The sequence below is a fragment of the Paenibacillus prosopidis genome (assembly GCF_003337375.1).
Lineage (GTDB): Bacteria > Bacillota > Bacilli > Paenibacillales > Paenibacillaceae > Pristimantibacillus > Pristimantibacillus prosopidis.
Map to the genome: position 1 here is coordinate 1 of NZ_QPJD01000025.1, position 19,934 is coordinate 19,934.

At 46.3% G+C, this 19,934-nt stretch carries 24 protein-coding genes and 2 pseudogenes; 24 read left to right on the forward strand and 2 right to left on the reverse strand.

The window, feature by feature from the left end; genetic code table 11:
- The 11 genes and pseudogenes from DFP97_RS27715 to pssA form a co-directional block, all read left to right on the forward strand.
- Positions 1–597: pseudogene (locus tag DFP97_RS27715) on the forward strand (hypothetical protein); the annotation flags it as partial.
- 23 nt (positions 598–620) lie between these two features.
- Positions 621–977, forward strand: a complete 357-nt coding sequence (locus DFP97_RS27720) for an immunity protein Imm33 domain-containing protein (protein ID WP_114383927.1) — start codon at positions 621–623, stop codon at positions 975–977.
- A 181-nt stretch (positions 978–1,158) separates the two neighbouring features.
- The gene (locus tag DFP97_RS31240; protein ID WP_114383928.1) at positions 1,159–1,341 is read left to right on the forward strand and encodes a hypothetical protein; all 183 of its coding nucleotides are present in this window, start codon (positions 1,159–1,161) and stop codon (positions 1,339–1,341) included.
- Positions 1,342–1,636: 295 nt separating this feature from the next.
- Positions 1,637–2,371 (forward strand): hypothetical protein, encoded by a 735-nt coding sequence (locus tag DFP97_RS27730; RefSeq protein WP_147275104.1) that lies wholly within the window; start codon positions 1,637–1,639, stop codon positions 2,369–2,371.
- Positions 2,372–2,526: 155 nt separating this feature from the next.
- On the forward strand, positions 2,527–2,991 hold the full coding sequence (locus DFP97_RS27735) for a hypothetical protein (RefSeq protein ID WP_114383930.1): 465 nt from the start codon (positions 2,527–2,529) through the stop codon (positions 2,989–2,991).
- A 279-nt stretch (positions 2,992–3,270) separates the two neighbouring features.
- Positions 3,271–3,522 (forward strand): annotated as a pseudogene (locus DFP97_RS32365) (hypothetical protein); the annotation flags it as partial.
- Positions 3,523–3,529: 7 nt separating this feature from the next.
- Positions 3,530–3,862, forward strand: a complete 333-nt coding sequence (locus DFP97_RS27745) for a DUF7668 domain-containing protein (RefSeq protein ID WP_114383932.1) — start codon at positions 3,530–3,532, stop codon at positions 3,860–3,862.
- An 825-nt stretch (positions 3,863–4,687) separates the two neighbouring features.
- The gene (locus tag DFP97_RS27750) at positions 4,688–5,035 is read left to right on the forward strand and encodes an antibiotic biosynthesis monooxygenase (RefSeq protein WP_114383933.1); all 348 of its coding nucleotides are present in this window, start codon (positions 4,688–4,690) and stop codon (positions 5,033–5,035) included.
- Between the two features lie 418 nt (positions 5,036–5,453).
- Positions 5,454–6,821 carry a DNA repair protein RadA gene (gene radA / locus DFP97_RS27755; RefSeq protein WP_114383934.1) on the forward strand — a complete coding sequence of 456 codons (1,368 nt, stop codon included), beginning with the start codon at positions 5,454–5,456 and terminating at the stop codon, positions 6,819–6,821.
- A 10-nt stretch (positions 6,822–6,831) separates the two neighbouring features.
- Positions 6,832–7,908 carry a DNA integrity scanning diadenylate cyclase DisA gene (gene disA / locus DFP97_RS27760; RefSeq protein WP_114383935.1) on the forward strand — a complete coding sequence of 359 codons (1,077 nt, stop codon included), beginning with the start codon at positions 6,832–6,834 and terminating at the stop codon, positions 7,906–7,908.
- An 88-nt stretch (positions 7,909–7,996) separates the two neighbouring features.
- On the forward strand, positions 7,997–8,743 hold the full coding sequence (gene pssA / locus DFP97_RS27765) for a CDP-diacylglycerol--serine O-phosphatidyltransferase (RefSeq protein ID WP_114383936.1): 747 nt from the start codon (positions 7,997–7,999) through the stop codon (positions 8,741–8,743).
- Between the two features lie 94 nt (positions 8,744–8,837).
- On the opposite strand, the gene DFP97_RS27770 is transcribed toward pssA, so the two are convergent.
- Positions 8,838–9,233: a nucleoside triphosphate pyrophosphohydrolase family protein gene (locus DFP97_RS27770; protein WP_114383937.1), complete on the reverse strand. Its 396-nt coding sequence runs from the start codon at positions 9,231–9,233 to the stop codon at positions 8,838–8,840.
- Between the two features lie 176 nt (positions 9,234–9,409).
- Here DFP97_RS27770 and DFP97_RS27775 point away from each other — a divergent pair, with 176 nt between their 5' ends.
- The 4 genes from DFP97_RS27775 to gltX all read left to right on the forward strand — a co-directional run bounded on the left by DFP97_RS27775 (position 9,410) and on the right by gltX (position 13,450).
- Positions 9,410–10,507, forward strand: a complete 1,098-nt coding sequence (locus DFP97_RS27775; protein ID WP_114383938.1) for a PIN/TRAM domain-containing protein — start codon at positions 9,410–9,412, stop codon at positions 10,505–10,507.
- Positions 10,508–10,562: 55 nt separating this feature from the next.
- Positions 10,563–11,282 (forward strand): 2-C-methyl-D-erythritol 4-phosphate cytidylyltransferase, encoded by a 720-nt coding sequence (ispD, locus tag DFP97_RS27780; RefSeq protein ID WP_114383939.1) that lies wholly within the window; start codon positions 10,563–10,565, stop codon positions 11,280–11,282.
- Positions 11,279–11,761 carry a 2-C-methyl-D-erythritol 2,4-cyclodiphosphate synthase gene (ispF, locus tag DFP97_RS27785; protein WP_114383940.1) on the forward strand — a complete coding sequence of 161 codons (483 nt, stop codon included), beginning with the start codon at positions 11,279–11,281 and terminating at the stop codon, positions 11,759–11,761. Before ispD ends, ispF begins: the two co-directional genes overlap by 4 nt.
- Positions 11,762–11,977: 216 nt before the next feature.
- Positions 11,978–13,450, forward strand: coding sequence for a glutamate--tRNA ligase (gltX, locus tag DFP97_RS27790; RefSeq protein ID WP_114383941.1), 1,473 nt, complete (start codon positions 11,978–11,980; stop codon positions 13,448–13,450).
- Between the two features lie 155 nt (positions 13,451–13,605).
- On the opposite strand, the gene DFP97_RS30480 is transcribed toward gltX, so the two are convergent.
- The gene (locus DFP97_RS30480) at positions 13,606–13,860 is read right to left on the reverse strand and encodes a hypothetical protein (RefSeq protein ID WP_147275105.1); all 255 of its coding nucleotides are present in this window, start codon (positions 13,858–13,860) and stop codon (positions 13,606–13,608) included.
- Positions 13,861–13,979: 119 nt separating this feature from the next.
- Here DFP97_RS30480 and cysE point away from each other — a divergent pair, with 119 nt between their 5' ends.
- The 9 genes from cysE to nusG all read left to right on the forward strand — a co-directional run bounded on the left by cysE (position 13,980) and on the right by nusG (position 19,914).
- Positions 13,980–14,642 (forward strand): serine O-acetyltransferase, encoded by a 663-nt coding sequence (gene cysE, locus DFP97_RS27795; RefSeq protein ID WP_114383942.1) that lies wholly within the window; start codon positions 13,980–13,982, stop codon positions 14,640–14,642.
- Entirely contained in the window at positions 14,639–16,081 is a 1,443-nt protein-coding gene (gene cysS, locus DFP97_RS27800; protein ID WP_114383943.1) for a cysteine--tRNA ligase, read from the forward strand. The genes cysE and cysS overlap by 4 nt, the downstream gene beginning before the upstream one ends.
- Entirely contained in the window at positions 16,078–16,506 is a 429-nt protein-coding gene (locus DFP97_RS27805; RefSeq protein WP_114383944.1) for a Mini-ribonuclease 3, read from the forward strand. Before cysS ends, DFP97_RS27805 begins: the two co-directional genes overlap by 4 nt.
- 47 nt (positions 16,507–16,553) lie before the next feature.
- On the forward strand, positions 16,554–17,309 hold the full coding sequence (rlmB, locus tag DFP97_RS27810; RefSeq protein WP_114383945.1) for a 23S rRNA (guanosine(2251)-2'-O)-methyltransferase RlmB: 756 nt from the start codon (positions 16,554–16,556) through the stop codon (positions 17,307–17,309).
- A 3-nt stretch (positions 17,310–17,312) separates the two neighbouring features.
- Entirely contained in the window at positions 17,313–17,837 is a 525-nt protein-coding gene (locus DFP97_RS27815) for an NYN domain-containing protein (protein ID WP_114383946.1), read from the forward strand.
- Positions 17,838–18,007: 170 nt separating this feature from the next.
- Complete coding sequence (gene sigH / locus DFP97_RS27820) at positions 18,008–18,658, forward strand: RNA polymerase sporulation sigma factor SigH (RefSeq protein WP_114383947.1); 651 nt, start codon at positions 18,008–18,010, stop codon at positions 18,656–18,658.
- A gap of 320 nt (positions 18,659–18,978) precedes the next feature.
- The gene (gene rpmG / locus DFP97_RS27825) at positions 18,979–19,128 is read left to right on the forward strand and encodes a 50S ribosomal protein L33 (protein ID WP_015847242.1); all 150 of its coding nucleotides are present in this window, start codon (positions 18,979–18,981) and stop codon (positions 19,126–19,128) included.
- Positions 19,129–19,146: 18 nt separating this feature from the next.
- On the forward strand, positions 19,147–19,356 hold the full coding sequence (secE, locus tag DFP97_RS27830; RefSeq protein ID WP_028609673.1) for a preprotein translocase subunit SecE: 210 nt from the start codon (positions 19,147–19,149) through the stop codon (positions 19,354–19,356).
- A gap of 24 nt (positions 19,357–19,380) precedes the next feature.
- On the forward strand, positions 19,381–19,914 hold the full coding sequence (gene nusG, locus DFP97_RS27835) for a transcription termination/antitermination protein NusG (protein ID WP_053373884.1): 534 nt from the start codon (positions 19,381–19,383) through the stop codon (positions 19,912–19,914).
- Positions 19,915–19,934: the final 20 nt, after the last annotated feature.

Below are 19,934 nucleotides of genomic sequence, written 5' to 3' on the forward strand. Positions count from 1 at the left end.
GCGAGCCTATTGGCGAAATCAGTGGCAGCAATCGATTTAATCGGAATGGCGATACCTGGTGGCTTATTAGTTAAGTCGGGGGCCAAATTAGCGATCAAGGGCGCGATTAAAGCTTCCAAGTATTTGAAGGAACCAGCGAAAGCGATTGCCCGCGAAGCGAAGAAGAAGGCAACCGAGGCAGTAGACAAGGCATGGGGCTTCGCGAAGGGGCTATTCGGGGGCGGGAAGAAATCTAAAACAATATCGAGTAAAACTGGTTATTTAAAATTAGATTTACAGATGTTTGCAAGTAATAAGGGGAAGGGAAACATTAATGAGCCTTACAAGCGGCCTTCTGGGTCTGTAACTAAAGCTCAGAGGGAATCGGTTCAAGGCAAACCTTGTATTACTTGTGGAATAAACGATGGCAGCAAACGTGTTGCTGACCACAAAAAACCTCTTGTAGAAGAGTACTATGAAACAGGAACAATAGATAAAAAGAAAATGAGAGATATTAATTCAGTTCAGCCTCAATGCACAACCTGTTCAGCAAGACAGGGTGCTGAAATGTCGAAGTTCTCAAAACGTATGAAAAAATGGTTTGGATTTCATCTATAACTAATGTATAAGGAGAAAAGACAATGTCTAATCTACAAAGTATTATTCTCGAACAAAAGGAATTATGTCGTAAGTACCAAGCAGATTTCGTACATTCATCGAATGATGATAAACTTGGAATTTCCCTAAATGTAAAGGGAAATAAATTGCCGATAAATGGGTTACGATTATATCCGGATAAAGGTACAAGCGGTTGGTTTATATGGGCGGGGGAAGAACTTTCGCAAGATCCAGATTTTTTTGTGCCACTTCATATTGAACATGTTGAAGAATGGGTCCCAAATATAATAAAGTTTTTAGGGCTTGCTCCTGGTTGGAGATTTTTGGTGGCTGAAAATTATGAAGATGTATGGTATGACCAAGAAATTTTAAATGGTTAATAGAATTAAATAATTTAAATCTGATTTAGCCACATGATGGAGAATTGGAGGGTTTAAATGGCTTTATTTAAATAAAGCAACGCAAAATGAATTAGATGAAAATATGAAGAACTTAGTAAATGTACTAAATTCATTTGAAGCCATATAAACCATTGGAAGTTGTGGTGGACATTCTAACCCTATGCCTGGCCAATGGGAAGAAGGAACATGGTATGTAAAATTTGATATTGAACAAACTCTTGAGGGCTGGCACACGATTGAATTTTTAGCTTGGGCGATTAATCACGAATATGAAGAGGACTTGACGGTGTTTTTTGTGCCAAAGTCTAGCCCCCATGGCTTAACCATCCTTCAAAGGCCTTAGGTTGGGTTATCGAGGGATATAATGAGCAAGACCCTAACCAATTAGCAGACTTCCTAGATAAGGTAAAAAGCGATTTTTATAAGTCTGCTAGCAGTATGGAAACTGAGAGTAAATGAGTATCTTACCTTGATTGGCTTCGTGCCTTTCAAGGTTCTTTTTTTGTGGTGGGGGCTACCCCAGTTGACGATTGCACCCATCATTCAACCTTTTAAGCAAAACCGACAGTGCCAAATCCAAGACCGCATCACTAAGCAAATCCGGAACAACCGTCAAGCCTGCGTTCGGGTATACGGCCGTGAAGAAAACTCCGCCCCGTCCAATTGTAAAGCCGAACGGAGGCAAGAGCTTTACCGCCTACAGCGGAGCCAATAAACAAGCGGCGATGATACAAGATTTGATGAAGCCGACACTGAAGGTAAATACCTCACAGTCGAAGGCGAAGAAGCAAGCGGGAAAACCCCTATTCCAAGCAGCCAAAGGGGTGTACAATTTCTTTATCGGGGACAACATCAAAACGCTGCGAAATCCAAATGCGAGCCTATTGGCGAAATCAGTGGCAGCAATCGATTTAATCGGAATGGCGATCCCCGGAGGCTTATTAGTTAAGTCGGGGGCCACATTAGCGATTAAGGGTGCGATCGAAGCTGCCAAGTATTTGAAGGAACCAGCGAAAGCCATTGCCCGCGCAGCGAAGAAGAAGGCAACCGAGGCAGTAGACAAGGCATGGGGCTTCGCAAAGGGGCTATTTGGGAGCGGGAAGAAATCTAAAATAACATCGAGTAAAACGGGTTCATTAAAATTAGATTTACAGATGTTTGCAAGTAATAAGAGGACAGGTAAATTTGCCAATAAGAACTCAAATAATTATGTGGGTCATCAAGGTGTGTATGAAATCAAAATTGATGGTAACCTGCATAAGTACGGTAAAGCTGATATGACGAAGCTTGCTAATACCGGAAACCCTAAAACCCTAAAAGGCTTCAGACACAAATTAATAAACTACAAAGGCAAAATCCCAAATCACAGGTAACGGGTAGGGTGATTTATGAGAACAAGAATATCAGTACTGCTAATATTAAAAAAATAGAGACCCAAGGCTGTTCAAAGTTATTATGATAAAAATATGCAGTATCCTCCAGGTAATCAAAATCATCCTGGAATAAAGAAGTAATAGGAGGTTGTTAAATGGACATAATTACAAGTAATATATACAGTGAAGTTAATAGTTTTTTTTCTGTTAGCCATAAGGTTGATTTGAAAATAAGAGAAAAGTTAAATGAAAGTCTAAAGTCTGATTTGCAACAAGCACTTAATGATGAGGCGATGCCTTTTTTTAACTTAATAGTCTCTACGAGCAAGGCCACTATTAATGTTGAGGTAAAAGGCCCTGACTATAACCAAAAAGAAAAAATTATTAATTGGGGTTTATGGTTACCGTATGAAGCTATAGTAAACCATCCAAAACAGAATATCCCATATATCAGTTATTATTTTGACGCACTCGTGCTTGTTTTTAATACGTATGGTTTCCCCGAAGAAAGAATGCGAAAAATACAAAAAAGTGTGGAAAGTGAAGTTATTGGTAATAGCCAGTATGACTTTGAAGAGGAGACAATTGACCTTGACTTATCAGATTTAGAACTCGATTAGTATAGCTGACCTTGAAAGACTTCGTGTCTTTCGAGGTTTCTTTTTGGTGGGGCTACCCAGTACCGATTAAACCCATCATTCAACAAACATATAACCCATATGAATGGATGCAAGATTCAGGGGTATGAAGGAAACATTCAGAGACGCGGCAGACTGCTGTATTATATGACCGATTCGATTGGGAATTTCATGGATGGTAAATTAACATCACAAAAGGTTAAAGATTCTCATCACATCATTTAAGACGCCTCAGTTAGGGACTTACCAGGTTATAATAGAAATAGTGCCCCTGCTATACATCTGCAAGGTCCAAACAAAAAGGGGACGGAGCATTATATTGCCGGTCAAATACAAAGACAATCTGGCGGAGGAACTTATGCTGCAGAGAGCAGAATTGGATATAAAGCCATGCGTAGAGTAGGGGTATCCGAACAACAAGCTCGAAGTGAAATTGCTAGAGCTAACCAATATTTTTCAAGTATAGGAGTTAAACCGAATACTCCAATCCGTATTCCTGGAAATAGGAGGTAATTGTTAAATGAACAGAGATAATATTTTAGCTGTATTAAAACCACTTATTCATGATTTAGTAAGTGGAAACTTTGAACTAATCGAACAAAGCGGAAGAAATGGTCCATATTCATCATTGGAATTAAAAGAATTAATAGATGAATATGGAGGTCAGCTAACTTCACCACCGGAGGATGATTTTATAAATATTAACGTTATCGAAATAGAGAATGAACCTGAATATGCAGTTGAATATGAACTCTGGATTGATAATACAAAGTCTGACTTGACCTTAAGTTGTACTGTAAGAACTGAGACGGATAAAGAGACAATAAGTATTGAAAACATTCATGTTCTATAATGGAGTATTACAAAACCTTGATATGTAGCAACTGTTGTAGGCGTATTACTGAAAGTGACTAGTTCATGAAGACTTTACTTTTAATTGTAGAAGTTTTTCTTTAATTTTATAATGGAAAAATTGTAACACCCTAGAAACAGAATCGCAAAGCACCTAATAGTTAAAAACCTTGATTGGCTTCGTGCCATTCAAGGTTTCTTTTTTACGGGGCTACCTAGTGCCGCGGCAACAGGGTTGAACAAACCGGAGCCCAAGGTACGATCCAATACGCGTATACGGATGACAATCTCCTTTCGGGCGTCTATTATCCGGATGGAACCAATGTAGAATACAGATATGACGGTCTTCGTCAGAAGACGGCCCGGTCACAGAAATGCGATCACACGCGGCAACGGGAAGAAAACGGGATTGCATGACGGACTGTACGACAGCGCATTATCGTATGAGAAGACCTAGTATCTATATGGCGATGGACTAAATGTACTGAATGAATTCGGGGAAAACCTGCAGCCTCTCGCGCAATATTATGAGGGGACATCTGACGCCTTAGAAATATGTTTACGCAAATGGCGGCTCTCTACAACAATGTCTCTTTTACCGGAAAGACGTAGGATGCGAAAGTAAGTCTGGTGGATTTCGCAACATGGTGGTACAGACCGAGTATGGGACGGTTTACGACTGAGGTATGAGCCAGCCTATGATCTGCCGCAGAGCTGAGCTTAAACTAAGAAGGCCATAAGGTCATACTTGCTTATTTAAAATTGACAATGAGAATCATTATCGTATAATGAGGTTAAAGCGGAATATTGAAATGGAGGAACAACGATGATAGTTGTTACAAATACGATAAAAGTAAAAAAAGGTCACGGTGAGACGGTGGCAAAACGCTTCCAGAGCTCCAAAGGCATTGATTTGTCGCCGGGCTTTGTTCGGATGGAAGTCCTGTTTACCGAAGGTTTAGAAGAGTATGATGAACTGAAGGTTAGTACAACATGGGAAGACAAGGCATCCTTCGAGGGCTGGGTGAATAGCGATTCGTTCCGCCAAGCTCATGCCCATAGAGGCGGACAGCAAAATGGTGGAGATGGCCAGCAGTCTGAAAGCGTCATGCTGGGATCGCAGTTATCAACCCATCGCGTTTTGGTCACTCGTCAGTCTAGTAATAATACTTAGTGTATGTTGATAGCTGTATATGAACGTAATAATCGGCGTATAACCTACTCCCTTATCCACTTGTGGATAAAGGGAGTAGTTTTTATATGAAGCTACTATATATATGTTGAACTAATGTATCGCAGGTGTTATTTGATTGATATGCTCTGCAACTGCTTGGTAAAGGCACACTGTCCACAAAAGCGCAAAAAAGATTGTGGATATTGTATATAATCTGTTGATAAATCTGTGGACAAATCCGATATATAAGATAGTACAATTAATTCACTTGTGAATAACGTTCTTCACCGTATTACAATTTTTTTCGTATACAATGTAGCTTTATACAATGGGGATAAAATGGTAAACTTTAAAGAGCAACATTTTAAGCAAGCGCAAAGAAAAAATTGTGTTCGGCATAACGTCTAAGGAGTTCAGGATGGCCAAAATAAAAACGAAATTCGTGTGTACCGAGTGCGGAACAGAATCGGCAAAGTGGCTTGGGAAATGTCCGGGCTGCCATGCCTGGAACTCGATGGTGGAAGAGAAAGAGACCGTTGTGAAGACGAAGGGCGTAGGATTGTCGTCGCTTCATGCGAAAGAAAAGCCGCAATCCATCATACATATAGAAAGCGGGCAAGAGCCGCGTATTGAAACAAGGATGCTGGAGCTCAATCGAGTGCTCGGAGGCGGCGTCGTACCAGGCTCGCTCATTCTTGTCGGCGGTGATCCGGGTATCGGAAAATCGACGCTGCTGCTCCAAACCTCTCATGCATTGGCAGTAAAAGGCTTGAAGGTGCTTTATATTTCCGGAGAGGAGTCCGTGCGGCAAACGAGGCTGAGGGCTGATAGGCTGGGGGCTCTGACGGAATCGCTCTATGTATTATGCGAGACCAATATGGAGCAAATTAACGATGCAATCGAATCGGTGCAGCCTGATTTTCTCGTCATCGATTCCATCCAAACGGTGTATGACCCGAACGTCCAGTCTGCGCCAGGCAGCGTTTCTCAAGTCCGCGAGTGTACAGCACATTTTATGCGGGTTGCGAAGATTAAAGGAATTGCAACTGTACTTGTAGGTCATGTGACGAAGGAAGGCGCGATTGCCGGTCCAAGGCTGCTGGAGCATATGGTGGACTGCGTCCTTTATTTTGAAGGGGAACGTCATCATACGTATCGGCTGCTGCGGGCAGTGAAAAATCGCTTCGGCTCGACGAATGAGATCGGAATCTTTGAAATGGGTGAGGATGGCCTGCGCGAGGTGTCCAATCCTTCCGAGTTATTTCTGTCGGAGCGTCCGCTTGGCGTATCAGGATCTACGGTCGTTGCCAGCATGGAAGGAACCAGACCGGTGCTCGTAGAGCTGCAAGCGCTTGTTGCGACGACGAACTTTCCTTCTCCAAGAAGGATGTCAACGGGCATTGACCATCATCGGATGGCGCTTATTATTGCAGTGCTGGAGAAGCGCAACGGTATGTTTCTCCAAACACAGGATGCATACCTAAACGTTGCGGGCGGAGTGAAGCTGGATGAACCGGCTGTTGATCTCGCCGCGGCGGTGAGCTTGGCATCAAGCTTTCGGGATGCGCCGACAAAGCCCTATGACGTTATTTTCGGCGAGGTCGGATTGACAGGTGAGGTTCGTGCCGTATCGCGGGCGGAGCAGCGGGTGAAGGAAGCGGAGAAGCTTGGCTTCAAACGGGTAATTATGCCGGAGAAGAGTATGAAGGGCTGGAAACCGCCCTCAGGGATTGAAATCATTGGCGTCAACACGGTGGCGGAAGCACTAAAGGCAGCGCTTGGATAGGGGGCAGACGATGAAGGAACCGACTCAGCTTGAAATTATGAATCAATTATTGCAATTAGTCGCACCAGGCACCCCTTTTCGAGAAGGGCTCGAGAATGTGCTTCGCGCAAAGACGGGTGCGTTAATTGTTGTCGGCTATAGTCCGGAGGTTATGGAGGTTGTGGATGGCGGTTTCTCCATCAACTGCGATTTCTCCCCGAACTATTTGTATGAGCTGGCCAAAATGGACGGTGCGATTATTATGAGCGAGGATATGCGGCGGATTTTGTATGCGAATACGCAGCTCATTCCGAACAGCTCGATCCCGTCGATCGAAACGGGTATCCGGCACCGAACGGCGGAGCGTGTTGCTAAGCAAACCGGCAAGTTAGTCGTTTCGATCTCACAGCGTCGTAATATCATTACTCTTTATCAAGGAAGCTTGCGGTATTCGCTGAAGGATATGGGCGTTATTTTGACAAAGGCGAATCAGGCAATTCAGACTTTGGAAAAATATAAAGCGGTTCTCAGCCAGTCGTTTACGAATTTATCCGCGCTTGAATTTGAAGAGCTGGTAACGCTGCAGGAAGTGGCGCATGTTATTCAACGCGTAGAAATGGTGCTTCGAATCAAGATGGAGATTAAGCGCTACGTCAACGAGCTGGGCACAGAAGGCCGTCTAATCAGTATGCAGATGGATGAGCTGGTTGGCGGTGTAGAAGAGGATGCCTGGTATTTACTTAAGGATTACGCGAAAGATAATTCGGATGAGAAAATTAGAGAAATCCGGGCAGGACTGAAGAAGCTCAGCTCTGACGAGCTTTTGGATGCACCTCCGATCATCCGTCTGATGGGTTATCCGCACACGAATAATATGAATGATGAGTCGGTTTCGCCGCGCGGATATCGATTGTTGAACAAAATTCCGAGACTGCCTCTTATCATAATGAACAATCTGATTGAACGCTTCGGACGGCTGCCTCATATTTTGATGGCAACAATCGAAGAGCTGGATGAAGTTGATGGCATTGGCGAGGTACGGGCACGGGCGATTAAAGAAGGCCTCAAGCGTATACAGGAGCAGATGTTCATTGACAGGCAAATTTAAATCCCATACAATGGATGGAATGTAGACCTGTCGTAAATCGATACATTCGAAACGGGTTTTGGGGCATAGTAGAGAAGAGGTGGAAAAGATGATCACAAAATCGATACCGAGCCTTCTCACGGTGGGGAACTTATTCTTAGGAGTAATCGCCATCATTCTTGTTTTTAATGAAAAACCAGATACGGCGGCAATGATGGTATTGATCGCCATGCTGCTCGACGGCGTAGACGGACGCGTTGCTCGGGCGCTGAACGTCCAAAGTGAATTCGGTAAAGAGCTGGACTCGTTATCGGACGTCATCTCGTTCGGGGTAGCTCCGGCTTTTATTATGTATGTGGTAGCTTTTCAGGAGCTTAATCCGGCGTTCGCCTGGATTGTAACGGCGTTGTTTCCCATTTGCGGTGCTTTGCGGTTGGCGCGCTTTAATGTTATTTCGAGTGCACCGGGGTATTTTATCGGTCTTCCGATCCCCGCGGCTGGCGGCGTGCTGGCGACGCTTGCTTTGTTCAAAGATGATATTTACGTATCGGTATTGCTGGCAAGTACACTCGTGCTTTCCATACTGATGGTTAGTACCATTAAATATCCGAATTTCAAAAAAGTCGGTATTCCGAAAAGCGCGGTTTGGGTAGTGCCTATCGTCGTTGTTGTAGCAGTGGTGCTCGGCTTAGTATTTAAAAACGATTTATCTAAAATATTGTTCGTACCGCTGCTGCTTTATGCGCTGTACGGCCTAAAAAAAAACGTTGATGGCCGCCTTAAGAAGCGCAATCGCAAGCGCGGCAAATTGAAGGACCATCCGGATGATCCGGTGCAGTCCGAGCATACGGCTTGAGTAACAAAAACCGCTGATCCGTTCCTTATTAAGGAATTCGATCAGCGGTTTTTCTCATTTTTTTTGTGGAGCCTGCCGTACAAATGCCGCCGCATCAGGTTAAATTAAACAGACCTAAAGTAGAGCATTTGTCGTATTCATCTGAAATTACTTCATCTAGTTTAATATTTAGCTGATTACATAAAGCAGTCATGTAAAATAAGTTGCGGCCAAGTTCGGCCTTAAGCACGTCGCGGCAGTGCTCGCATACGGCTCCTGAGAGGTGACTTTGCAGCGTTTCTTTCGCATTTTCAAGATTAAGCTCATCAGAATATTGCTGCTTTCGGGCATTTAATTCAATACAGCCGCAATCCGTTACCGCTTTCGTCACTGCGCGGTTTACGGAAGCACTCGACTGTCCGAATTTGGACATGACATCCAGCAAGCTGCGGTGCCTGAGCAGCAATTCTGAAACTTGCTGCTGAAATTGATCCAGTGTAGGAGCGCTCATCGGTTCCACCTCTTTCACCAACCTCTTGTAAAGTACTCTCAATTTCCATTATAAGCTTCCTTATCTCTCTTTTCAAAATATGATTTATTAAAATTTATAAATGTTTGCAATTAATATATGCCCCCACGGTTAGCGAGCCAATTATTGGAACATAATTGTAGTGGAGGTGAACCATAATGGTTAGACGAATAATTCAATTGATAGGTATGTTGTTCGGCGGTATGGCCGGCGGTGAAGTATACGGGTGGATGAATGGAGCGGCCGTATGGTCTGGGACATCATTCGGGATGCTGCAGCGATCCGGCACTTATTACATGAATGTAGCAATTGGCGCGGTTTTTGGTGTTATTGCAGCAACGATGGTGGCAGGTCAAGTGATTCGTTATATGCAGAAAGGTGCGGAGCAAACCGCTGAGCTGCCGATGCAGCAGTTGTTAGCGGGTGCGGGAGGGCTGCTTGCGGGCTTGCTGCTTTCCGTAATGTTATATCCGGCCGTATCAGGTTTAGACGGTCTGGGGAGTCTTGTTCCAGCGGTTATGATGCTTTGCTTCGGATATTTAGGAATGAGAATCGGGCTCCATAAGCAGGAGGAGCTTGCTGCAGGTTTTGCAGCGATGCTTGAGAAGCGGCGGATAGCACCAGCTGCCGATGAAGCGGGCGGCTACGAGGAGCATAAAATACTCGACACGAGCGTAATTATCGACGGACGTATCGCGGATATTTGCAAAACCGGCTTTATTGAAGGCACGCTGGTCATTCCTGAGTTTGTACTGGAGGAGCTGCAGCATATTGCGGATTCTTCAGATTTGCTGAAGCGGAATAGAGGACGTCGCGGTCTCGATATTTTGAACAAAATTCAAAAAGAGCTTGATGTAAAGGTGCTTATCTATGAAGGCGATTTTGAAGAAATCGGCGAGGTTGACAGTAAGCTTGTAAAGCTGGCTAAGGCGCTTCACGGCAAAGTCGTCACTAACGATTTCAACTTAAACAAAGTATGCGAGCTGCAAGGCGTATCGGTACTGAACATTAATGATTTGGCTAATGCGGTAAAGCCTGTGGTCCTTCCGGGAGAAGAAATTATTGTTCAAGTGATAAAAGACGGCAAAGAGCATGGCCAAGGAGTCGCCTATTTGGACGACGGCACGATGATCGTTGTTGAAGGCGGACGCGAGTATATCGGTACTACAATGGAGGTGCTCGTCACGAGCGTACTTCAAACGTCTGCGGGCAGAATGATTTTCGCAAAGCCTAAGCTGTTGGAAAAAGCGCTGTAACAAGGTATGATAGTACTATTGTTTACTTGAATACAGTGCGAGGCAGGTCGAAGGCATGGGAGCAGATTGGGGAGTCGTCATCGTGGCGGCCGGACGCGGTACGCGGATGGGGACGAAGGAAAGCAAGCAATATTTGCAGCTCGGGGACAAGCCCATTCTCGTCCATACACTGGAATTGTTTCAGGCGATGGATTCGGTGAAGGAAGTAGCGCTTGTCGTCGGAAGCGACGATGTGGAGCGTTGCCGCGATTGGGTGCGGCAGTATGGATTGACGAAGGTGACGGCTATAGTAGCCGGAGGCAAGGAACGTCAGCATTCTGTGTTCTGCGGACTGCAGACGCTGACGTCGGAATGGGTGATGGTGCATGACGGCGTCCGTCCGCTCGTAACGGCGGATGCGGTGCGTGCATGCTGCTCAGCTGCGAAGCAGAGCGGCGCTTCCGTGCTTGCTGTACCGGTTAAAGATACGATTAAACAAGTGAATGAAGCGGGTGTGATCGTTTCTACTCCGGACCGTCGAAGCTTGTGGGCGATACAAACGCCGCAAGCTTTTCGTCGTGTCCTGCTGCAGGAAGCGCATGAGCGTGCGCAAGCGGAAGGGTTCATAGGGACGGACGACGCCATGGTCGTGGAGCGAATGGGTACACCGGTTACCGTTGCGGAAGGTGAATATACGAATATTAAAATAACGACGCCTGAGGATTTACCGTGGGCGGAATTTTTGCTTGCGAAGCGTCGCGCCGATTTGGCAGAGGGGAAGGGTGAACACGGATGATTCGTGTAGGACAAGGCTTTGATGTACATCAATTGGTAGAAGGGCGACCCTGTATTATTGGTGGAGTGAATATTCCATACGAGAAGGGCTTGCTGGGGCATTCCGATGCGGACGTGCTGCTTCACGCCATAACGGACGCGATACTAGGTGCGCTTGGTCTTGGCGATATCGGCAAGCATTTTCCGGATACGGATGCCGCATTTAAGGATGCTGACAGCTTGAAGCTGCTCGAGCACGTATGGAAGCTTGTCCGTGAGCGCGGCTATAAGCTCGGTAATATCGATTCGACGATTATTGCCCAGAGGCCGAAGATGCTGCCTTATATCCCGCAAATGGCGGAAATTATTGCGAAGGCCCTCGAAGCGGACGTATCGCAGGTAAACGTGAAGGCAACTACGACGGAACAGCTCGGCTTCACGGGACGCGGCGAAGGCATTGCGGCGCAATCTGTTGTTTGCCTAATTAAGGATATGCTATGATCGTGATTATCAAGCGTAAACGCTGTCGCGTCCTTGGCGGCAAAAGCTCGTTTGGCGGTGAAATATAAGCTTATTTATAGATGTGAAGCTTATAAATTCTTATATTCATAATTGCAGCGTATGTTTACGAGGCGGGATTTTGCTTCGCAAAACTTAATACCGTATGCTTTCGAAGTAAGATTTTGCTTCGCAAAAATTTAAGGAGGGAATTTAGAGATGACAGCAGAAGTTCGAGTTCGATATGCCCCTTCTCCAACGGGTCATTTACATATCGGTAATGCAAGAACGGCCTTATTCAATTATTTGTTTGCAAGAAACCGCGGCGGAAAATTTATTGTGCGGATTGAAGATACGGATGTAAAGCGTAACGTTGCGGGCGGCGAAGAAAATCAGCTGACCTATTTAAAGTGGCTCGGCATTGATTGGGATGAGAGCATTGATATTGGCGGAGGATACGGACCTTACCGCCAGACCGAGCGGCTGGATATTTACAGAAAATATTGGCAAGAGCTGCTTGACCGCGGTTTAGCTTACCGCTGCTATTGCTCGGAAGAAGAGCTTGAACAGGAGCGGGAAGCGCAAATCGAACGGGGCGAGACTCCGCGTTATTCCGGACAGCACCGCGATTTGACGGAGGAGCAGCGTCAAGGCTACGAAGCGGAAGGCCGCATACCGAGCATTCGGTTTCGTGTTCCGGAAGGCCGTACCTATACATTCGATGATATGGTGAAAGGCTCGATCACCTTTGAGACTGCGGAGATGGGCGATTTCGTTATTGTGAAGAAAGACGGTATTCCAACCTATAATTTCGCCGTTGTGCTTGACGACTATTTGATGAAAATCAGTCACGTTCTGCGCGGAGAGGATCACATTTCCAACACGCCTCGCCAGCTTATGATTTATGAAGCGTTTGGCTGGGAGCCGCCGAAGTTCGGCCATATGACCTTGATCGTTAACGAGCAGCGCAAAAAGCTAAGTAAACGCGATGAATCGATCATTCAATTCATTTCGCAATATGACGACCTCGGCTATTTACCGGAAGCCATGTTCAATTTCATAGCGTTGCTTGGCTGGTCACCTGAGGGGGAGCAGGAAATGTTCACCCGCGAGGAGCTCGTACAAGTGTTTAATCCAGATCGCCTAAGCAAGAGCCCTGCCGTATTCGATACGCAGAAGCTCAGCTGGATGAATAACGAATATTTGAAAAAAGCCGACCTGCCTCGTCTCGTGGATTTGTGTCTTCCGCATTTACAGAAAGCAGGACGCGTATCAAGCGGGCTGGATGCGGAAGGACGCGCTTGGGTAACGGATCTTGTAGCGCTCCATCAGGATAAGCTGCGCTTTGCCGCAGAAATCGTACCGATGACCGAACTGTTTTTCTGCGAAACGGTAGCGGATGAGGAGGAAGCGGCTGTCGTGCTTGCAGAGGAGCAGGTTCCTGCAGTACTTCAAGTTTTTCTGGCTTTGGTAGAAGCGGGCGATACGCCTTTTCAGGTTGACGGTATTAAGGATATGATCAAGACGGTGCAGAAGGAAACGGGCTTCAAAGGTAAACAGCTGTTTATGCCGATCCGGGCTGCGCTTACCGGACAGACGCATGGTCCTGATTTGAATCAGTCTATTGCACTGCTTGGCAAACAAAAGGTGATCGATCGTCTGCGCAGCCGCCTGAACGGCTTCGGCGTGTAAGTTATATACTTAAAACCCGACAGACGTGTTATAATGCCCTTGTCACCTATTTGGGTATTCGGTATACTATGACTATTAAATGAATGATTGAACGGCCGTGAACAGGAAAAGTACGTTTGCCCGTGGATTCGCAGAGAGGACAACCGTCATTCGAATCAGCGCCTACCATATGCGGTAGAGGTAATTAGAATGGGGCTGCAAGTTGTCTGGTCCATCGAACGGAAAAATGCACCTGGGAGCTTTGTTCCGAGCTGCTGAAGCAGGAAATGCACCAACCGTAGCGATACGCCTGAAGTAGGCAATCGTTTATGCGGTTGTACTTTTCGGCTGAGCGGGGTAGGCAGCAACGTAGCGTCTGCGTTAAAGACTCCAAGACGGACAGCCGCCGACAGCAGTCGGAGTTTGTTCAAGCAGAGTGGAACCGCGAGATTACACGCCTCTGCAGCATTTGATGCTGCGGAGGCTTTTTTTATTGAAATATAAGAATGTATAAGCGTCAGGCATTTACGCTTGAAAGGAGCAAATGATCATGTTTCGCCATTTTCGTTCGGACATTCAAGCGGTTTTTGAAAATGACCCGGCTGCCCGCAGCCGTTTTGAGGTCATCTTCACATATTCAGGTGTGCACGCTATATGGGCTCACCGCATTGCCCACCCCTTGTACCGCAGAGGCTGGTTTACGCTCGCGCGAATCATATCGCAGGTGAGCCGTTTTATGACGGGCATTGAGATTCATCCGGGTGCAAAGATAGGCGCCAGGCTGTTTATCGATCACGGCATGGGGGTCGTTATCGGGGAAACGTGTGAAATCGGCGATGACGTGGTCATCTATCAAGGGGTTACCCTTGGCGGCACCGGCAAAGAAAAAGGGAAGCGGCATCCCACAATTGGAAACAATGTAGTTATCGGGTCAGGCGCGAAGGTGCTCGGTTCATTTCAGGTAGGCGACTACTCGAATATAGGATCAAATGCGGTTGTGCTGCGCGAGGTGCCGATGAACAGCACAGTTGTCGGAAATCCAGGTCGGGTCGTTAAGCGGAACGGAGAGCGTGTAGGTGACCGGCTTGATCATACGCAGCTGCCCGATCCGGTTATTGAAATGTTTCGTACGATGCAGAAGGAAATTGATGAGTTGAAATCCGAGCTTAAGCAGCTTAGGGAACCTGTAGCTGGAGGGGAAACGCGAAAATGACAGTATCCATTTATAACACCATTTCACGGTTGAAAGAGCCGTTCGTACCGCTGGAGGCGGGCAAGGTGAAGATGTATGTTTGCGGACCGACCGTTTATGATTATATTCATATTGGCAATGCGCGTCCGTTCATTTTTTTCGATGTCGTTCGCCGTTATTTGGAGGATATCGGAAATGAGGTTCATTACGTCGTTAACTTTACGGATGTAGACGATAAGCTTATTCGTAAAGCAGAGCAGCTTGGAATGACGGTTCCGGAAGTGGCAGAAAAGTTTATTTCAGAATACTATGCGGATATTGAATCGCTTGGCATTCATAAAGCAACGCTTAATCCGCGAGTGACAGATCATATTCCGCAAATCATTGCGTTTATTCAGGGCCTAATAGACAAAGGCTATGCTTATACGAGCGCTGGTGATGTATACTTCCGTACTGCTGCGTTTGAGGAATACGGCAAGCTTTCTCACCAAAATATCGATGAGCTGCAGTTCGGTATCCGGGTGGAAATTGGCGACCGCAAACAAAATCAACAGGATTTTGTTTTGTGGAAGGGCGCTAAGCCGGGAGAAATTAAGTGGGAAAGTCCTTGGGGAGACGGCCGTCCTGGCTGGCATATCGAATGCTCGGCTATGGCTCGCGCCTATTTGGGCGACACGCTTGATATCCACGGCGGCGGACACGATTTGCAATTTCCGCACCATGAGTGCGAGGTTGCCCAGTCTGAGGCACTGACCGGCAAGCCGCTAGCAAACTACTGGATGCATAACGGCTACATTCATATTAATAATGAGAAAATGTCAAAATCGCTTGGCAACGGCATAACGGTAAATGAGCTGGTGAAGCGGATTAAGCCGCATGCAATCCGTTACTTTATTCTGGCGACTCACTACCGGAGTCCGCTTAATTTTAATGATGACACAATTACGCAAGCCGAGAACAGTGTGGAGCGGATCGCAAACTGCACAGCTAACCTGAAGCATAGACTGACGGCTGCCGGCAACGGGCAGCATTTGGCTGCAGGTGGTCAAAATGGCCTTGCTCCTTCTGGCGATACCGAATTGGATACGAAATTAAAGGCAATTTATGAGCAGTTTCATGCGAAAATGAGCGATGATTTTAATACCCCTGATGCGATTACTGCCGTTTTCGAGCTGGTAACGGAAGCTAACCAATACATGAATCGTGCAGATGCTGCTTCTGAAGGACTTCATTCTCTGCTTACTCTACTGGAGCGAATGGATTCGGTGCTCGGATTACTGCCTATGCAGCAGGCAGGCGCTGAATTGCTGGATGCAGATATCGAGCAGCTTATTGTAGAGAGAACGGAAGCCCGTCAAGCCAAAAATTGGGCGAGAGCAGACGAAATTCGCGACCTGCTGATTGAGAAAAACATTGTGCTTGAGGATACCCCACAAGGTATTCGTTGGCGGCGCAAATGAGCGGGCGCATCGATTCGAACGAATTGCTGTTTCACTTGCCAGCCAACAAACCGCAGCTCATGAACCCAGTCGTTCTCGCTTATATTGGCGATGCGGTTTTTGAACTGCTCGTTCGTCAATATTTGATTTCGCTGCCTATTCAGAAGTCACATCATCTGCACCGCGAAGCGACCAAGTTTGTATCTGCCAAAGGGCAGAGAACGATTTTGGAGCGCTGGCAGCCGCATTTGACGGAGGAGGAGGCGGACATCGTCCGACGGGGCCGCAATGCGAAGTCAGGAGCTCCGCCGAAAAATGCAGATCATGCCGACTATCGTCTCGCTACCGCTTTGGAGAGTTTAGTCGGGTACTTATATTATGAAGGACGTATAGACAGGCTGCGCGAGCTGATTACAATAGCAATTGGCGTTGAAGGACAAGCTTAATGTAAACAGCCATTTTTGCATCCGCAAAAATTTTAGGAGGGTCACCAATGACGGAAGAAACGAACCAGGAGGAAATGATCGCCGGAAAGCACCCCGTGCTTGAGGCGCTGCGTTCCGGGCGTGAAATCAATAAAATATGGATTGCCGACGGCGCTCAGAAAAGCTTGACGCAGCCTATTGTTGCAGAAGCGAAGAAGCTGGGCATCATCGTGCAGTTTGTCGATAAAAGAAAGCTGGACAATTTGGCTCCGGGCATTACGCATCAAGGTGTTGTCGCGCAAGCTGCCGCATTTGCTTATGTTGAAGTAGATGAGCTGCTTGAACTTGCGAGCAAGCGTGGCGAAACCCCGTTTCTTCTATTGCTTGATGAAATAGAGGATCCGCACAATTTAGGATCGATTCTGCGCACAGCAGAGTGCACGGGCGTCCATGGCGTTATTATTCCGAAGAGGCGTTCAGCAGGCTTGACGGCAACCGTCTTGAAAACATCGGCAGGAGCAGCGGAGCATGTGCCTGTAGCGCGAGTTACGAACTTGGCACAAACCATCGATAAGCTGAAGGAAGCGGGCGTTTGGGTGGCGGGTGCTGACGTTAGTGCTAAGCAAGATGTTTATAAAATGAAATTCGATATGCCGCTCGTTGTAGTTATCGGCAATGAGAGCAAAGGGATGGGCAGGCTGATCAAGGAGAAGTGCGATTTTCTCGTGAAGCTGCCAATGCTTGGCCAATTGAACTCACTTAATGCTTCGGTTGCTGCAGGCGTGCTGATGTATGAAGTCGTGCGGCAGCGCCGGAGCGTCTAGGGCATGAACCGGCGCGACGATATTTTGTTAGTCGACGGATATAACATGATCGGAGCTTGGCCGGTGCTGGAGAAGCTTAAGGAACATGATTTGGAGGAAGCTCGCGATAAGCTGTTAGACTTATTGGCTGACTATCAGGGCTTCACCGGGATGCAGGTTTATGTCATTTTTGACGCTCATCAGGTTCCCGGCCTAGGCGCAACTTACCGTCACCACAGGCTGACGATCGTATACACGAAAGAGAAGGAAACGGCTGACGAATGTATTGAGCGCCTTTGTGCCGAGCTGCATGTCAGACGCAGAAACATCTATGTGGCGACGTCTGATTTAGTTGAACAGCATGTGGCGTTCGGCAAGGGAGCGCTTCGTGTATCCGCACGCGAGCTGCTTATTGATATCGGTCAAAATCGCAAAAATATTGAACAATCGCTTCGTGAAGACAAACCAGGAAAGCGCAATACGGTTGATGGAATTGTCAGCCTCGAGATTCGTAGTCAGCTGGAGAGGCTGCGGCGCGGCGAAAAATAAAGAAGTTGCCGAGCCGAATTTTATGCCACAAAGTTACAATTTTACTAGAAAATCGATAGTTTTCGGGGACCCGGTTGGTTGACGTTGCAAGGTTACATAATGTATACTGACTCTATATTTCGTGAATGTGAATCTAGCGGTGTACGCCTTGCAGGCCGGAGGGATAGTTCGTGAGCATCGACCTCAAAGAATGGAGTACGCTCGAGTATGACAGCAGTACGGACGAGGAAATCGTCGAAGCGGTCCGCAATGGCGACAGCATAGCGCTGGAATATTTGATTAATAAGTATAAGAATTTCGTGAGAGCTAAAGCGCGCTCCTATTTTCTTATCGGTGCGGATCGTGAAGATATCGTACAGGAAGGTATGATTGGCCTATATAAGGCAATTCGTGATTTCAAAGGAGACAAGCTTGCCAGCTTCAAAGCCTTTGCAGAATTGTGTATAACACGGCAGATTATAACCGCCATCAAAACAGCCACGCGTCAGAAACATATCCCGCTTAATTCCTACGTTTCACTCGACAAGCCTATCTACGATGAAGATTCGGATCGCACGCTGCTTGACGTCATTTGCGGCACGCGAGTTTCTGATCCCGAAGAGCTTATTATTAATCAAGAAGAGTTTGTTGGCCTGGAAGACAAAATGTCCGAAATATTAAGCGATCTTGAGCGCAAGGTGCTTATGCTTTATTTGGATGGAAGATCTTATCAGGAAATAGCGGTTGATTTGGACAGACATGTAAAATCAATCGATAATGCTTTGCAACGCGTGAAGCGCAAGCTCGAAAGATATTTGGAAATCAGAGATATTAGCGGTTAAACGCATTCATTCGCAATCTTAAGATAACAAAGGGCTGTCTTCCATCTGGCGGTTTCCAGACGGAGTTAACAGTCCTTTTTGTTTTAAAAGGGAATAAATAGACTATACTGATAGATACGAGCCGAGCCCGATGTCTTTTTGTTGCCAATTATTCGCATGCCAAGCACCTATCTTTTACGTTGACATCAAATTTACCGTATGATAAAGTGTTTAGGTAGGCCTAAATTCGAGGTTTTTTTTCGTTTTGGCGTTGGAATCAATGATGTTTCATATAGAGCTTCATGATTCGTATTTAGTAGCAGTTCGGGAGGTGTAATTCAATGCGGGTAATTATCACGTTGGCATGCACAAACTGCAAACAGAGAAACTATGCGAGCAGCAAGAACAAACGCAATCACCCCGACCGCATCGAGTTGAAGAAGTTTTGCAAGTTCTGTAACGAGCAGACTCCTCATCGCGAGACGAGATAGTCAATTGGAGGTGTGACCGTGGCATTTTTGGCTAAACTAAAGCAAAGCTTTGGTACAACGTTTAGTTTTTTTGCCGACAGCTGGGCGGAACTTAAGAAGGTTCGCTGGCCAAGCCGTAAAGAGTTGACAAGCTATTCGATCGTAGTTCTTCTTACGATCACGTTTGTAACGATTTACTTCTGGCTTCTTGACATCGGGATCTCGTCTCTGGTTGAACTCATTGTTTAAGAAGGGTCCAAAGGTGGATTTGTGATGGAGAAAAGATGGTACGTCGTGCATACTTACTCTGGCTATGAGAACAAGGTGAAAGCCAATTTGGAGCGCCGTGTTGAATCGATGGGCATGGAAGACAAAATTTTCCGTGTGCTTGTTCCTATGGAAGATGAAGTGGTAGAGAAGGATGGTAAGAAGAAGACCGTCCAACGTAAAGTCTACCCCGGTTATGTCCTAGTGGAAATGGTTCAAACTGACGATTCATGGTACGTTGTTCGAAATACGCCTGGCGTAACGGGATTTGTAGGATCAACTGGATCAGGCTCGAAGCCGATTCCTCTATTGCCTGATGAAGTGGAGCAGATTCTGAAACACATGGGCATGGAAGAGCCGAAGCCGAAAATTGAGTTTGATCTGAAAGAAACCGTTCGCGTTAAAGTAGGTCCTTTCGCAGATTTTGTTGGTACAGTAGAAGAAATTTTGCTGGACAAAGCGAAGTTGAAGGTTCATGTCAACATGTTTGGCAGGGAGACCCCGCTTGAGCTGGATTACACTCAGGTGGAGAAGATATAATGTCCGGTTTCCGGATTCGC